At 69.8% G+C, this 13,606-nt stretch carries 15 protein-coding genes; 8 read left to right on the forward strand and 7 right to left on the reverse strand.

Annotated features, from left to right (window positions below; translation table 11 throughout):
• Window positions 1–13: 13 nt before the first annotated feature.
• From ACZ67T_RS31255 to ACZ67T_RS31265, 3 genes are all read right to left on the reverse strand, one after another.
• Window positions 14–1,438: an MFS transporter gene (locus ACZ67T_RS31255; protein ID WP_469988346.1), complete on the reverse strand. Its 1,425-nt coding sequence runs from the start codon at window positions 1,436–1,438 to the stop codon at window positions 14–16.
• Between the two features lie 133 nt (window positions 1,439–1,571).
• Window positions 1,572–2,045 carry a hypothetical protein gene (locus tag ACZ67T_RS31260; RefSeq protein ID WP_469988347.1) on the reverse strand — a complete coding sequence of 158 codons (474 nt, stop codon included), beginning with the start codon at window positions 2,043–2,045 and terminating at the stop codon, window positions 1,572–1,574.
• Window positions 2,042–2,188, reverse strand: a complete 147-nt coding sequence (locus ACZ67T_RS31265; RefSeq protein ID WP_469988378.1) for a hypothetical protein — start codon at window positions 2,186–2,188, stop codon at window positions 2,042–2,044. Before ACZ67T_RS31265 ends, ACZ67T_RS31260 begins: the two co-directional genes overlap by 4 nt.
• Window positions 2,189–2,506: 318 nt before the next feature.
• On the opposite strand from ACZ67T_RS31265, the gene ACZ67T_RS31270 reads away from it, so the two are divergent.
• Entirely contained in the window at window positions 2,507–3,457 is a 951-nt protein-coding gene (locus tag ACZ67T_RS31270; protein WP_469988348.1) for an SDR family NAD(P)-dependent oxidoreductase, read from the forward strand.
• Between the two features lie 130 nt (window positions 3,458–3,587).
• Here the strand turns inward: ACZ67T_RS31270 and ACZ67T_RS31275 are convergent, their stop codons facing one another.
• Together ACZ67T_RS31275 and ACZ67T_RS31280 are read right to left on the reverse strand one after the other, a co-directional pair.
• Window positions 3,588–4,172, reverse strand: coding sequence for a YbhB/YbcL family Raf kinase inhibitor-like protein (locus ACZ67T_RS31275; protein WP_469988349.1), 585 nt, complete (start codon window positions 4,170–4,172; stop codon window positions 3,588–3,590).
• A 108-nt stretch (window positions 4,173–4,280) separates the two neighbouring features.
• On the reverse strand, window positions 4,281–4,721 hold the full coding sequence (locus ACZ67T_RS31280) for a MarR family winged helix-turn-helix transcriptional regulator (protein ID WP_469988350.1): 441 nt from the start codon (window positions 4,719–4,721) through the stop codon (window positions 4,281–4,283).
• Between the two features lie 370 nt (window positions 4,722–5,091).
• Here ACZ67T_RS31280 and ACZ67T_RS31285 point away from each other — a divergent pair, with 370 nt between their 5' ends.
• Complete coding sequence (locus ACZ67T_RS31285) at window positions 5,092–5,877, forward strand: ABC transporter permease (RefSeq protein ID WP_469988351.1); 786 nt, start codon at window positions 5,092–5,094, stop codon at window positions 5,875–5,877.
• Between the two features lie 92 nt (window positions 5,878–5,969).
• On the opposite strand, the gene ACZ67T_RS31290 is transcribed toward ACZ67T_RS31285, so the two are convergent.
• A complete protein-coding gene (locus tag ACZ67T_RS31290; RefSeq protein WP_469988352.1) occupies window positions 5,970–6,899 on the reverse strand; it encodes a M56 family metallopeptidase in 930 nt (309 codons plus the stop codon).
• Window positions 6,900–6,914: 15 nt separating this feature from the next.
• Window positions 6,915–7,301, reverse strand: coding sequence for a BlaI/MecI/CopY family transcriptional regulator (locus tag ACZ67T_RS31295; protein WP_469988353.1), 387 nt, complete (start codon window positions 7,299–7,301; stop codon window positions 6,915–6,917).
• A 123-nt stretch (window positions 7,302–7,424) separates the two neighbouring features.
• On the opposite strand from ACZ67T_RS31295, the gene ACZ67T_RS31300 reads away from it, so the two are divergent.
• The 6 genes from ACZ67T_RS31300 to ACZ67T_RS31325 all read left to right on the forward strand — a co-directional run bounded on the left by ACZ67T_RS31300 (window position 7,425) and on the right by ACZ67T_RS31325 (window position 13,561).
• Window positions 7,425–8,120 carry a phosphatase PAP2 family protein gene (locus ACZ67T_RS31300; protein WP_469988354.1) on the forward strand — a complete coding sequence of 232 codons (696 nt, stop codon included), beginning with the start codon at window positions 7,425–7,427 and terminating at the stop codon, window positions 8,118–8,120.
• A complete protein-coding gene (locus ACZ67T_RS31305; protein WP_469988355.1) occupies window positions 8,117–8,953 on the forward strand; it encodes an undecaprenyl-diphosphate phosphatase in 837 nt (278 codons plus the stop codon). Before ACZ67T_RS31300 ends, ACZ67T_RS31305 begins: the two co-directional genes overlap by 4 nt.
• A gap of 217 nt (window positions 8,954–9,170) precedes the next feature.
• Complete coding sequence (locus ACZ67T_RS31310; protein WP_469988375.1) at window positions 9,171–10,250, forward strand: bile acid:sodium symporter family protein; 1,080 nt, start codon at window positions 9,171–9,173, stop codon at window positions 10,248–10,250.
• A 188-nt stretch (window positions 10,251–10,438) separates the two neighbouring features.
• A complete protein-coding gene (locus tag ACZ67T_RS31315) occupies window positions 10,439–11,377 on the forward strand; it encodes an ABC transporter ATP-binding protein (protein WP_469988356.1) in 939 nt (312 codons plus the stop codon).
• Entirely contained in the window at window positions 11,374–12,234 is an 861-nt protein-coding gene (locus tag ACZ67T_RS31320) for an ABC transporter permease (protein WP_469988357.1), read from the forward strand. The genes ACZ67T_RS31315 and ACZ67T_RS31320 overlap by 4 nt, the downstream gene beginning before the upstream one ends.
• 355 nt (window positions 12,235–12,589) lie before the next feature.
• Window positions 12,590–13,561: an SDR family NAD(P)-dependent oxidoreductase gene (locus ACZ67T_RS31325; protein ID WP_469988358.1), complete on the forward strand. Its 972-nt coding sequence runs from the start codon at window positions 12,590–12,592 to the stop codon at window positions 13,559–13,561.
• Window positions 13,562–13,606 lie beyond the last annotated feature (45 nt).

A 13,606-nucleotide genomic window follows, 5' to 3' on the forward strand; every position in this document is an offset into this window, starting at 1 on the left:
GCCCCGCCGCCATTCAGTCGGTGGCGTGGCCGGGTTCGTGGCCGGGTGCTTTCCGCGGGATGCAGAAGAGCGCAAGGGCGGCGGCCGTCAGGTAAGCGGCCGCACCGACGGCCATGCTGGTCCGCAGCCCGGTGGTGAAGTTGGCCGTGGCGGCCAGCAGGGAGCCTCCCAGCGCGACGCCTGTGGCACTGCCGACCTGCCGGGTGGTGTTGAACAGGGCGGAGGCGGTGCCGGAGTACTTGTCAGGGGCGGCCGCCATCACGGTGGCCGTTGACCCGGTGAGGGCGAAGGACGTACCGAAGCCCGCGGCCATCATCGGCGCCACGAGCAGTGCGTAGGCCGGGTTCGCTCCGGCCGCGGCCCAGCCGGCCAGGCCGGCCGCTCCAAGAAGCAAGCCGGTGACCACAAGGGGGCGGTGTCCGGTACGGCGTGCCAGCCGTCCGGACAGGACAGAGGCGAACATCGTCATGGCCACTGCCGGGAAAAGGGCGAACCCGGTGCGCAGCGCGGTCAGGCCGCGCTGATGCTGGAAGTACAGGCTGGCGGTGAAGATCATCCCGTAGAAGGCGAAGTTGAACAGCAGGCCGATCATCGCTCCTCCGCTCATCGCGCGGGAGCGCAGCAGCCGCAGGGGCAGCACGGGGGTGCGGGCCAGGTGCTCCCGCAGCACGAAAGCGGCTGCTGCCAGCAGGCACAGGCCGGCCCCGGTCAGGATCAGTGGGTCCGTCCAGCCGCGTCGTCCGGCCTCGTTGAGTACGGCGGTCAGCAGAGCCACCATCGCGATGATCGCGCACTGGGCCGGCCAGTCCACGGGGCGGTCCGCGCGTCGGGCCGAAGGGGGCACGCGGCGCAGCGTGAGCAGCAGGCAGACGCATCCGACGGGAAGATTGATGAAGAACACCCAGCGCCAGCCCACGGTCGTGACGAGGAGGCCGCCCAGGAGGGGCCCGGCCGAGGCGGCGATACCTGCCATGGAGCCCCACAGGCCGAAGGCCCGGGAACGCTCGACGGGGGAGGGATACGCCTGTTGGAGGAGAGCGAGGGAGGCGGGCACGATCAGTGCCGCGCCTGAGCCTTCCAGCAGGCGGGCGGCGATCAGAGTCCCAGTGCTCGGGGCCAGTCCGCAGCCGGCAGAGGCGACGGTGAACACCAGTACACCGGTGCAGAAGATCTGGCGGTTGCCCAACCGGTCTCCCAGCGCGCCGCCGGTGAGCAGGAGGCCGGCGAAGATCAGGGTGTAGCTGTTGGTGATCCACTGAATGCCTGTCAGCGATGCCGACAGTTCCCGCCCCATCACCGGAACGGCGACGTTGATGACGGTCACGTCCAGGATGACCATGAAGTAGCCCGTGCAGACAGCGAGCAGCGGGGCCAGGGAGCGGGCCGAAGCCGCAGACCTGTCCGGTCCATGGGGCTGGGAACCACCGGCACGCACCATGCCAGCACCGTAGATCAGGAACACGCTTCCCTCGGCAGACCCGCGCCGTGTCACGCTCTTGCGGACCGCCGCCCGCATCGAACGGCGAGTAATGTTCCAGACCTTGGGTGTGTCACACACCTGGGGACTGCGATCAGCCTTGACTCTGCTGCTTCAGATTGGCGCGGGCGGCGTTGCGGATGCGCTTGGTGCGACCTCGGTCGGCGAGGACTTCCAGGGCGGCGGCGTTCGACGCTTCGGCCGTTTTGCGCTGGAGCCAGTCAGATGAGTCGAGCAAAGCATCCGGACGCCACGGCTGCCTGAGCGTGACGGCCCGGAAGAGAGACCATTCGTGAAGGCGCCCGGTCAGGAACGGGTAGCGGGCCGTGGCCCGGGTCATCTTCGCGGCCCAGGACTCGTAGGCGGGTCCGGAGTGAAGGTCGGCGGCTCGGCTGTCCAGATGTCGCAGGACGGCGGACTGGGCCATCGTCTCGTCCGGGTCGGTGAGTACCTCGCTGACCAGTCCGACCTCGTCGGCCTCCGTGACCTGCTCAAACTCCCTCAGATAAGTCCAGAAGCGCAGGTGCTCCGGGGGTTCCTCCTCCTGCCGGGCGTCGTGATGACTCATGGCAGTACCTCGGCCCCCTTCGGCGACTTGCGGCACCACGGTGGCAGGATCTTCGAGGAGAACCGCCGCATCCCGCCGGTCTCGGCCGCCAACTCGGTTACGGACTGGTGGAGTTCGACTTCCTCGTGGGCTTGGCGCGTCACGGGATGATTCTGGCTCGCCGATGGGTAACTGGGCCAGCCGATTTCGAAGTCGCGATGCGTGTCAGTGACAACGACCGTGCCACGACACACCTGCGTCTTCACGGTGGGTAGGTCCGACTCCGCATCTGAATCCGAGTCGGCAGTACGCAACCCTCGGTCGGCGGACCGGCCGTCTGTCGGCGGGGTGTCGGCATCCGTCGCGGCGGTCGGCGATCCGTAGGCGATGTGTCGGTTCGCGCTGGAACTGTGGATGGCGAGCTGCTCCCTCGGGAGCGGCCGTAACCGTCTCGCCCCTCCGGATCCAGGGAGCCTCCCGTCATGTCGCCCACTTCCTCCACTCCGCTCTGGGATGTTCACCGACTGCCGCGCGCAGAGGGCCGCGTCTTCTTGGTCACCGGCGGCAACGCCGGTATCGGGTACTTCATCGCGGAGCAGCTTTCAGCGACCGGAGCCACGGTCGTACTGGGCTGTCGGGATCCGTCGAGAGCCGAAGCCGCCGTGACGTCGATCCGCTCTCGCGTGCCCGGCGCGCAGGTACGGGCAATCCGGATGGACCTCGCCGACCTGTCGTCGCTCAGCGCGGCAGTGGAATCCCTGGAGGTGAGTGCTCTGCATGCGGTCGTCCACAATGCGGGCGTCGCGCTCGACACCCCGCCTCGCCGCGAGACGGGGGATGGTCATGAACTCATGTTCGGCACGAATCACCTCGGGCATTTCGCGCTGACCGGCCTGCTGATGCCGCTGCTGTCGGCCGCATCTGCGGCGCGTGTCGTGACCGTCGGCAGTTTCGCGGCGAAGTCGGAACGGCTCGACCTGGACGACCTCCAGTCCCGGCGGGACTACCAGGCCAAACGCACCTACGGACGAACCAAGCTGGCCCAGATGTACTTCGGGCTCGAACTCGACCGCCGCTTGCGGACCCTCGGCAGTTCGGTGGAGAGCGCAGTCGTCCATCCCGGTGGTGCCCTGGACGCCCTCACCCCGTCACGGCCGCCGGTCCATGTGGGAAGCCTCGGTGCGCGGTTGCGCGTGGCACCCGCCGCTCTACTCGTCCAGGGCAAGCACGCGGGCGCCTGGCCGGCGGTCCGCGCCGTGCTCGACCCGGCGGCGCGCGGAGGACAGCTGTGGGGGCCGCGCCTGTTCGGCCTGCGCGGCGCACCTCGACAAGAAGCGGTATGGAGTCATCTCGCCGACTCCGCCGTCGCGGCGAGGCTGTGGGACGCCAGCTGCGACCTGACCGACGTCGAACCCACCTGCCTCCGCCGATAGCCGGGCGAGCAGGCCCATGACCAACCGGGGGTTGAGCCACTGCGTGGGGCCGAGCGCTTCTTGTCCTGCAGGGGGAGCGTGTAACTGGGTTCGAGCGAAGTGGCCATCGTCGTCCCCTGACAACACCTGCTCAGCGTTCGAAGGTGCCGGTGAGTCGGCCTCGGGCCAGGACCGCTGGGCGGATGGAGGAGAGCAGGGAGCGGGGTCGCGCGCGCTCCGGTGCGATTCCGGCTGCAGAGTCGCGGACGTCGGCGTCCAGGGCGAACAGCTGGAAGGTGTAGTGGTGCGGGCCGTGTCCCTTGATCGGAGCGGGACCCAGGTACCCGCGTCCGATGGTTGAGCGCAGCACCTGGACTCCGGCCGCGGGCTGCCGGGCGGACAGGGCGCCGGCCGGAAGCTGGTCAGGTGCGTCGAGCCGCGCCGGGTCGATGAGGGCGACGCAGTGCACGGCGGGCTTGGGCATGGGGACGTCGGTGTCCTCCACGACCAGGAGGAGCTGCGCGGTGCCGGGAGGTGGAGGGCTCCAGGACAGGTGGGGCGACAGGTCGCTGCCGCCGACGCGCTTGCCGGCGTGCTCCAGCGGGATCGCCCCGCTGTCGGTGAAGTGCTCGCTGGTCAGTCTCAGGAGCTCGGGACCCTGGAGGTTCGGCAGGGTCCAGGCTATGTGGGCCTGGCCTGCCCGGCGGTTGCTGAGAAGTCGGCCTAGAAGGTTCATCGGGTGGCCCTGGGCATGTCGAGAATCTCCGTGTCAGTGGTTGGTGGTTGGTGCGGTGCCTGTTTCGCCGAGTTCGGGGAGGCGACGACGTCCTCGACGCTGCTGCGGTCAGATGTTCTCGGCGAGTCGTCTGATCAGCGGAGCGGCCGCCGCGAGGTGTGTCAGTTCGTCCTGCGTCAGGGCTTCCGCGAGGGCTCGCGCCAGCAGATCGGTCCGGGCGCTGCGCTTCTCTTGAAGGACACGAGCTCCGGCCTCGGTCAGGGACAAGACCTTGCGCCTGCCGTCCTGGGGGTCCGGACGCCGCTGGATCAGGCCGGCAGCCTGCAGTGCGCGGAGCGTCGCCCCCATGGCCTGCGGGGTGATGTGCGCCTGACGGGCCAGTTCCGAGGAGGTTGCCGGGCCCGTGCGGTCGAGCTGCTTCAGCGCCGAGCGCTCGGGCTCGGAGAGTTCGCCTCCTTCGACGCGCACCTGGCGCACCCGGCGAACCAGCAGACCGACGCTCGCCAGCAGGGCTGCGCCAACTTCATCGGGGGTCGGATCCTCAGGCATAGTGCTAAGGCTAACTTATAAGTCTGCCTTAGTGTAGTGCGGCAGTGATCTGCTCATCCGGGACGACCCGGAAGTCGCCGCGGCTCAGGGGCTGTACCGAACAGCAGATCCGGCCGGTCGCCCCGCGAAAGCAGGCGGACGTGCCGCATCCTGACATTCCACGAGGGCTCCACCAATGACCACTCGTCGTGCGCAGCGCCGGCGGTGTGATCAGCGCCCACGAGAAAATGCACGTCAGTAAGTGCACCTCAGTAAGTCAGTGAGTGCACCTCAGTGAGTGCACCTCAGTAAGTAGCCATCGCTGAGCGCCCGCCAGTACGCGCCGGGCTGACTGCCGTGCCTGCGGTACGCGGCATCTACGGTGAGACATGTGACGCTGAGCGCAAGATCTCTTCTCCCGGTCGACATCACGCTCGGCGTGCTGCTGGTCGTGCTTCTCGCGGTGGCGGCGGGAGTTGCCTACTGGTTTCGCCTGTCTCCCGACGCGTCGGGAGACAGGCCGAGGGAGATCCTGGTCGCGGGCGTGCGTGCTGCGGCTCAGCTCGCCGCGGTGTCCGTGGTCATCACCTGGGCAGTCACCACGGTGGCCGGCCTGGTCGCGTTCCTGGTCGTGATGTTCACCGTCGCCGTACGCACGGCAGGCCGCAGGCTGACCACCAACCGCACCTGGTGGCTGACCGCCGCGCCCATTGCCGCCGGTGTCGTCCCCACGGTGGCCGCACTTCTGCTCACGGGACTGATTCCCCTCAAGGGGATCGCCCTTGTTCCGATCACCGGCATTCTCATCGGTGGAGCCCTGACGGTGACGGTGCTCGCCGGGCGCCGCGCCCTGGCCGAACTGGAACAGCGCCGAGGCGAGGTCGAGGCGGCGATGGCGCTGGGCTTCCTCGACCGGGACGCGCGCATGGAGATCGCCCGGCCCGCGGCTTCGGACGCCCTGCTCCCGGGCCTGGACCAGACGCGTACGGTCGGCCTGGTCACGCTCCCCGGAGCGTTCGTGGGCATGCTGTTGGGCGGTGCGAGTCCGGTGATGGCCGGGGCGGTGCAGCTGTTCGTGCTGATCGCCCTCATGGCCGTGCAGGCCATCGCAGTCGCCGTGACCGTCGAGCTCATCGCTCGACGGCGCCTGTTCCGCCCAGACGCGAAGAGCCCCTGAAATTAAGCGACTTCAGGAACCCGGGCCCCTTGGCGCACGACTGTGAGGGCGCGAGCATGCAGGCCGCGCTCGCCCATGTCGGAGCGCGGTCGTCAGCGTAGGTGCGCGAGTTCCAGGAACTCGTGCAAGTCATGAGCGGCTTCCAGCACGCAGACGCTGCTTACTCCCACCAGTGCCCCGGCCGCGGCGAGGAGGTGTGCTGGTCTGCGCGGGGGAGGTTCGAGCAGGGCTGCGACTCGGCGGGGGATGATGCCCGGGGCCGGGCTGCGGCCGAGGACCCCCAGGGCCGCTGACGGCAGGCGCAGCCCGCGGGTTCGTTTGGTGGCCACGGCCGCTCTGGCCACGGTTTCGGCGACCGCGCGCCGGTCGCCGGTGTGCAGTGCGGCGTACTCATCGGCCCACCGCTCGACGGTGTAGGCGACGGACGTGGCCAGCGGGCGGAGCAGCGGGTTCGCGGCGGCTGAGATCTGGGCGAGCGTGACGAACGCGTAGTGATGGTGGTTCAGGTGTGCCCGCTCATGGGCCAGGATGATGTCGTGACCGGTGGGGTCGAGAGCGTCGAGCATGCCGTGGGAGATCACGATCCGGCCGGGCAGGCCGGGCATGGTGTACGCGTCGGCGTGCGGGTCGTCGGTGACGACGACCGACTCCCTCCCGGGGAGGCAGGCCGCTTCGAGAGCGGCTGACCACAGCGCTCCGGCCCGGCGCACGGTGAGGCGGACGGTGGCCGCGACGGCGAGCGTGAGCAGGACCGCTCCTGCCACGGCCGCGGGCCAGGCTGCCGGGTCGTCGCGGGCGATCACCGTGGGCGAGTAGCCCTTGAGCGCCTCGATCAGCGGGAGACGCACCAGTCCCGCCACGGCCAACAGGCCGAGGACCACCGTGCTGGACACGGCCAGGATCAGTCCGGCTGCTGTCAGCAGCCATGTCGCCAGTCGCGGTTCGAGGCGGCGGGCCAGCGGCCCCGCGCTCCAACCGGCCAGGGCGGGCAGCAGCAGCGGCAAGTAGACGGCCAGGTGCATCGGTACGTTTCTCCGCTACCCGTCGCTGCCCAACAGGCGGCGCAGCAGGTCTTCGTCGTCGTCGGACAGCTCGTCCACGAAATGGGTCAGAACCGAGGCGCGGTCGGTGCCTGCCTCCATCACCTGGTGCATGTGCCTGGCCGTCAGCCCCGACTCGTCGGAGACGGGTTCGTAGGCGTAACTGCGGCCCAGCGGCGTTCGTTCGAGGACGCCTCGGCTGTGCAGACGGGCCAGCGTGGTGGCCACGGTGGTGTGCGCGGGGGACGCCGTCAGGAGTTCAGCCACGTCCCCGGGCGTCAGGGCGCGTCCGGCCGAGTGCAGCATGGTGAGGATCTCGGCCTCCAGCGCGCCGTTGGCCCGGCGCCTGCCACCGGTCCCAGATGCCTGTTCCTGAGCACCCAACGCTGTCCTCCTGCCTTCGTGCTCTACAGTGACCCGTATCTTCTATTCGCGAATAGAAGATAGTGTCTCCCCAGCCCCGCCGTCACGTCCCAGGTGCGGTGGACCCTGCTCACAGGATGCCTGATGCCTCCTTCGCCTGCCCACAGCCCTCGGCGCGAGAGCATGCCGTTCCGGCCTGCCGTGTCCGTCCTGGCGGTCTGCGGTGTTCTGCTCGGGATCCTGGTTGCCGCGGTCGCGACCCGGGCGTCGCCCTTCGCCCTGGATGCGGCCCTGCACGCGTGGATGGTGGACCACCGTCCGGCCTGGGCGCGGCAGTGGGCCATCGTCGTGACCGATACAGGCAGTGGAGTGCCGGCCTATGCGCTGGCGGCTGGTGCCGGAACGCTCGCGCGGCGCACCGCGGACTGGCGAGGCGCGCTTGCGGGGGCACTCGCCCTGGCCTCGGCGCAACTGCTGCGTATGGCGTTGGCCTCGGCACTGGCAAGGCCCAGACCACCGTCCGCGGACTGGGCGGCGAGCGCCGACGGGTGGTCCATGCCTTCCGGGCACACCACGACGTCCATGGTGGTGGCCCTCGTGTTCACCCTCGCCGTACACCGCAGGGTGCATGGCCGGGCGCGGCCGTTCCTGCTCGCTGTTCCCGTGATCTGGGCAACTATCGTGGGCCTCACTCGCATGTACCTGGGCATGCACTGGCCGACCGACGTCGCGGCCGGGTGGCTACTGGCGGGCTGCTGGGCCGCGTCGGCAACACTCCTTGTTCTCGTGTGGCGGCGCCTGGCCGCCCACGCACCCTCGATGGAAAGGCAGCACACGTGAGCGCCATCAGCATCGGACAGGCCGTGATCCTCGGCGTGGTGGAGGGAGTGACGGAGTTTCTGCCCGTCTCCTCCACCGGTCACCTGAAGATCACCGAAGGGCTGATGAACATCCCCGTGGACGACAAGTCCGTCGTCGCGTTCACCGCGGTGATCCAGGTCGGCGCCATCGCCGCGGTACTGCTCTACTTCTTCAAGGACATCGTCCGGATCCTGGGCGCATGGGGACGCGGTCTGCGCGACAGGGAGCAGCGCTACCATCACGACTACAAATTCGCCTGGTGGGTCATCTACGCCACCATTCCCGTCGTCATCGTCGGACTGGCCGCCAAACCGCTGATCGAGGGCCCGCTCGCCTCGCTCTGGGTCGTGGCCGGATCGTTGATCGTCGGCAGTGGACTGATGTGGGCCGCCGACCAGATGGGCCGGCACAAGCGCGGCGAGGACGACACCAGCCTGAAGGACGCCATGCTCGTCGGCTCCTCGCAGATCCTCGCCCTCCTCTTCCCCGGCTTCTCGCGGTCCGGCGCCACCATGTCCACCGGGCTCATCCTCGACCTGGACCGCGTCGCCGCCACGCGCCTGTCCTTCTTCCTCGGCATCCCCGCACTCACCGGCGCCGGCCTGTACGAACTCAAGGACGCCGTGGGGGCCGGCACGGACACTGCGCCCCTCGTCGTGGGGACCGTGGTCTCTTTCGTCGTCGCGTACGCATCCATCGCCTGGCTGCTGAAGTACGTCGCGCGGCACAGCTTCAACGCGTTCGTCATCTACCGGGTCATCATCGGCGTCCTCCTGTTCGCGCTGCTCGGCACCGGAATCCTCAACGCCTGAGCAGGCCACGGCGACGGCGCGGCCGCCGTCGCCGTCCTTCGGACCGAGGCCTGGCACAGCCCGCACCGAAGGGAACCTGAACGGATCCTGACTGCCGTGCGGCGCAGCGCGCACCACTCGAATCGCGGGAGCACCATGGACGGAATGAACAGTTGCCCGGCCCGGCGCATACCGGCGTTCCTTCCCGCCCCTGCTCCTGCGACGGAAGAATGCCGCCCTGAACCCCCGAAGCGCTGCCCGGACTGACAGGACAACCGACTGGCTGCGAAGCCGGCTCGGCCGCGGAGCCGTCCTGTCCTACGCAGTTGCCCTGCTCCTGCCGGGCCCCGGACTGTGGCTGCGCCGAGCACACTCCCTGCCCCTCGGCGCGGCAGGGCGACTGCCCCTGGCCACCGCACCGCTCCTGCTCTCTCTGGTGCTCTTCTCGGCCGGACTCCAGGTTCCGGTACACACGCTGGGGACCCTGTTGCGCCGTCCGGTCGCGCTGCTGGCCGGGCTCGTTCTGCACCTGTCGATTCCGCTGCTGGCCATCCCCGCCGTCGCGTTCCTGCTGCGCCGGACGCCCGACACCGACGGCGGCAGCGGCCTGGTCACCGCGATGATCCTGATCGTTGCCATGCCCGTCGCCGCCGGGTCGACCGTGTGGACCGGCAAGGGAGGCGGCGACCAGCCGACCATGGTCGGGCTCGTCCTCGCGTCCACCCTCCTCAGCCCGCTCACCGTTCCGCTGGTCACCAGCGCCCTGGTGCCGCTGCTCGCAGGCGGCTACGCCGACAGACTCATCAGGGCCCTGCACGCCGGCGACGGCGGATTCGCTCTGGTCGGCGTGGTCCTGCCGTGCGCAGCAGGCATCCTGTGCCGCCTGGCACTGCCGGCACCGTGGCTGCGCCGGGTCATCGGCATCGGCGTACCCGTTGCCCTGGTCGGCTCACTCCTCCTCACCTACGTCAACGCCAGCGGCGCCCTCGACTCGTTCCTGGCCCACCCACGTCCCCTGCTGCTGGCCGCCGCGGCGGCCGTGGCGGCCGGCGTCTGCCTGCTGTCGTTCATGGTCGGCCGCGGAGCCGCACGCCTGCTGGGACTTGACGCTCCCGCGGCATCGTCACTCACACTCGCGTGCGGCATGAACAACAGCAGCGCGAGCGCGGTCCTGATCACCACCACGCTTCCCGACAAACCGCACCTGCTCCTGCCGGTCCTGGCCTACGGACTGCTGCAGAAGACGGCCGCCGGCCGGGTCGTCCGCAGACATCGGATACGCACCGACGGCACGCACCCCATGGCTCACACCCCCTGACCAGCGGTCGGCCGGGACAGCAACCGCAGAGTCCGGACACACACGGTGGCGGGGCATGGCGCCCGGTACCACCCGCCTGGCCCCCTTCGGCCCCCGATACCACCGGATCGGGGACATCGCGGTCTTAGCGTTGCGGAGGAGGCGTCAGGCGTGTCCAACGGCTCAGCCCGAAAAAGAGAGAGAAGTGAATGATCGACGCACAGCAGCTCACCAAGAGGTACGGGGAGAAGACAGCCGTCGACGGTCTGGACTTCACCGTGAAGCCGGGCACGGTGACGGGCTTCCTGGGACCCAACGGAGCGGGCAAGTCCACGACCATGCGCATGGTCGTCGGGCTCGACGCGCCGACGAGGGGCTCTGTGACGGTGAACGGCCACCGCTACGCCCGCCACCAGGCACCCCTGCAGGAGGTCGGAGCGCTTCTGGAGGCCACGTCGGTCCACCCGGGCCGGTCGGCATGCAACCACCTCCGGGCGCTCGCGCTCACCCACGGCATTCCGCGCCGCCGCGTCGACGAGGTCATCGAACTCGCCGGTCTCGGCACCGTCGCGAAGAAGCGGGCCGGTGCCTTCTCTCTCGGCATGGGGCAGCGGCTCGGCATCGCCGCCGCGCTGCTGGGCGATCCGCAGACGGTGATGCTGGACGAGCCCGTCAACGGTCTGGACCCCGAGGGAGTGCTGTGGATCCGTAATCTGCTGACCTCGCTCGCGGCGGAGGGCCGGACCGTGTTCGTCTCCTCGCACCTGATGAGTGAGGTCGCCCTGGTGGCTGACCACCTGATCATCGTCGGCAGGGGACAGCTGCTGGCCGACACGACCGTACGGGACCTCGTCCGCGAAGCGGGCGGTGACACCGTGAAGGTCGCGACGCAGGACCCGACCACGCTGCGGGACGTGCTGTCCGGGCCCGGCGTGGAGGTCACCGGCCGCGCCGGATCCGAGGAACTGCAGGTGACCGGGATGAGCGCCCGCGAGATCGGGCTGAAGGCGGCCGAGCACGGAATCCCCCTGTTCGAGCTGACTGCGCAAGTGGTGTCGCTGGAGGAAGCCTTCATGGAACTGACCAGGGACGCCGTGGAGTACCACGGTTCCACGACCGGCGCCGACACCTTCGGGAGCACAGCATGAGCACCCTCACGGCAACCCCCGAGATCCCCGAGACCCCCGGGCCCGCCCAGGCCACTCAGGGCGGGCCCGTCTACCGGGTGACCGGACGGCGTGTGCTGTCCTCGGAGTGGGCCAAACTCTGGTCCGTGCGATCGACCTGGATCACCCTCGGTCTGGGCCTGCTGTTCCTCATCGCCTTCGGCGTCATCGCCGCGAGCCACTACAAGTCCGAGATCGGCACCGGCCGTCCGATGGAACGTGGCTTCGACTCCGCGACGGCCTTGAGCCTGTCCCTCTTCGGCACGAACTTCGCCCAGCTGGCCCTGGGCGTGCTCGGTGTGCTGGTCACGGCGGGCGAGTACTCCACCGGCCTGATCCGCTCGACCCTGGCCGCGGTTCCCCGCCGACTGCCCGTGCTGTGGTCCAAGGCCGTGGTGTACGGACTGGTCACGCTCGTGGTCGCCACGGTCGGCGCGTTCGTCGCCTTCCTCGCCGGAAGCCAGATCGTCTCGGGCACGCCCGCTGCCATGGGCCTCGGCCACGCCGGCGTCGTACGCAGCCTGCTGGGCGCCGGGCTCTACCTCGGTCTGGTCGGTGTGATCGGCACCGCCCTGGGCGCGCTGCTGCGGTCGGTGGCGGGCGGCATCTCGGTCCTGGTCGCCACCCTCATGCTCGTACCGGGGCTGATCTCCCTGTTGCCCAGTTCGTGGCAGGGCGACATCGACCCGTACCTCCCGAGCAACGCAGGCGAGGCGACGTTCGCCCTGGCGCACGACTCCACCACCCTGTCGCCGGCCGCCGGGCTCCTGGTCTTCCTCGGCTGGACGGCACTGGCGCTGGCCGGGGCGGCCTACCGGCTGCTGCGCAGCGACGTCTGAGGCAGCGAGCCCGTCCTTCGTACGTACGTGGTCGCACCCCGCACACGTTGCCGCCGCCCCCGCTCTCGCCTGCGGCGCACTGTGCTGCCGACGCAGTCGAGGCGCTCGCTTGGACAGAGTCGGACGGCCCGCCGTATCCCGGCCTTCGGATCTCCGTAGTGACCTGAGCGACCGCCGCAGTCGGCCCGCTCAGGGGCGGTGGTCGTTCGGCGGGGGAGGGCCACTCGGTGCAGCGGCATCGTGGCGGCATGATGCGCCCGTCCGGTCGGGGCTGCTTCCCCGTTTCGAGCCTGTTCGGACGGCGGCCGCGGGGTGAGCTTGACTTCGAGGGCACTCGAATTCGTACGGTGCCCTCATGAACGACAGCAGCACACCGCAGCACAAGATCGGTTCGGGTTTCGGCGCCCGGAGCTCCGCCGACGACGTTCTCGCGGGCATCGATCTCACGGGTCGGCTCGCCCTGGTGACGGGCGGTTACTCGGGCATCGGCGCCGAGAGCACACGCGCACTGGCGAAGGCCGGTGCCCGGGTCGTGGTCCCGGCCCGCCGGGTCGGCGCGGCACAGGAGAACCTGGCCGGGATCGACGGTGTCGAGGTGGAAGAAATGGACCTCGGTGACCTGGACAGCGTGCGTGCCTTCGCCGAGCGTTTCCTTGCCACGGGCCGGCCCCTGGACATCGTCATCGACAGCGCGGGGATCATGGCCTGCCCCGAGACGCGCGTCGGGCCGGGCTGGGAGGCCCAGTTCGCGACCAACCACCTGGGCCACTTCGCTCTCGTCAACCGTCTTCGGCCGGCGCTCGAGCCGGGTGGCGCCCGCGTTGTCTCGGTCTCCTCGACCGGACACCACGCCTCCGGGATCCGCTGGGACGACGTTCACTGGCGCCACGGCTACGACAAGTGGGAGGCGTACGGCCAGGCCAAGACGGCGAACGCGCTGTTCGCCGTGGAACTCGACCGCCGCGGCAAGGGCCTGGGCGTGCGGGCCTTCTCGCTGCACCCCGGTGGCATCCTGACGCCCCTTCAGCGGCACCTGCCGAGGCAGGAGATGGTCGAGCGGGGCTGGATCGACGAGGACGGCAACCTGCTCCACCCCGAGGCGTTCAAGACACCGCAGCAGGGCGCGGCCACGCAGGTCTGGGCGGCGACCTCCCCCCAGCTGGACGGCATGGGCGGCGTCTACCTGGAGGACTGCGACATCGCCGAGCCCGCCCCGGCGGACGGGTCCCGGGTCGGCGTCAAGGAGTGGGCCACGGACCCGGAGCAAGCGGCCCGCCTGTGGGCACTGTCCGCCGAACTGACGGGCGTGGACGCCTTCGCCGCCTGAGAAATGCCGTCGCACCACGCGAAGCCAGGACCAGCCCCGCCGTCA

The sequence above is a fragment of the Streptomyces sp. NPDC107517 genome (genome assembly GCF_055582645.1).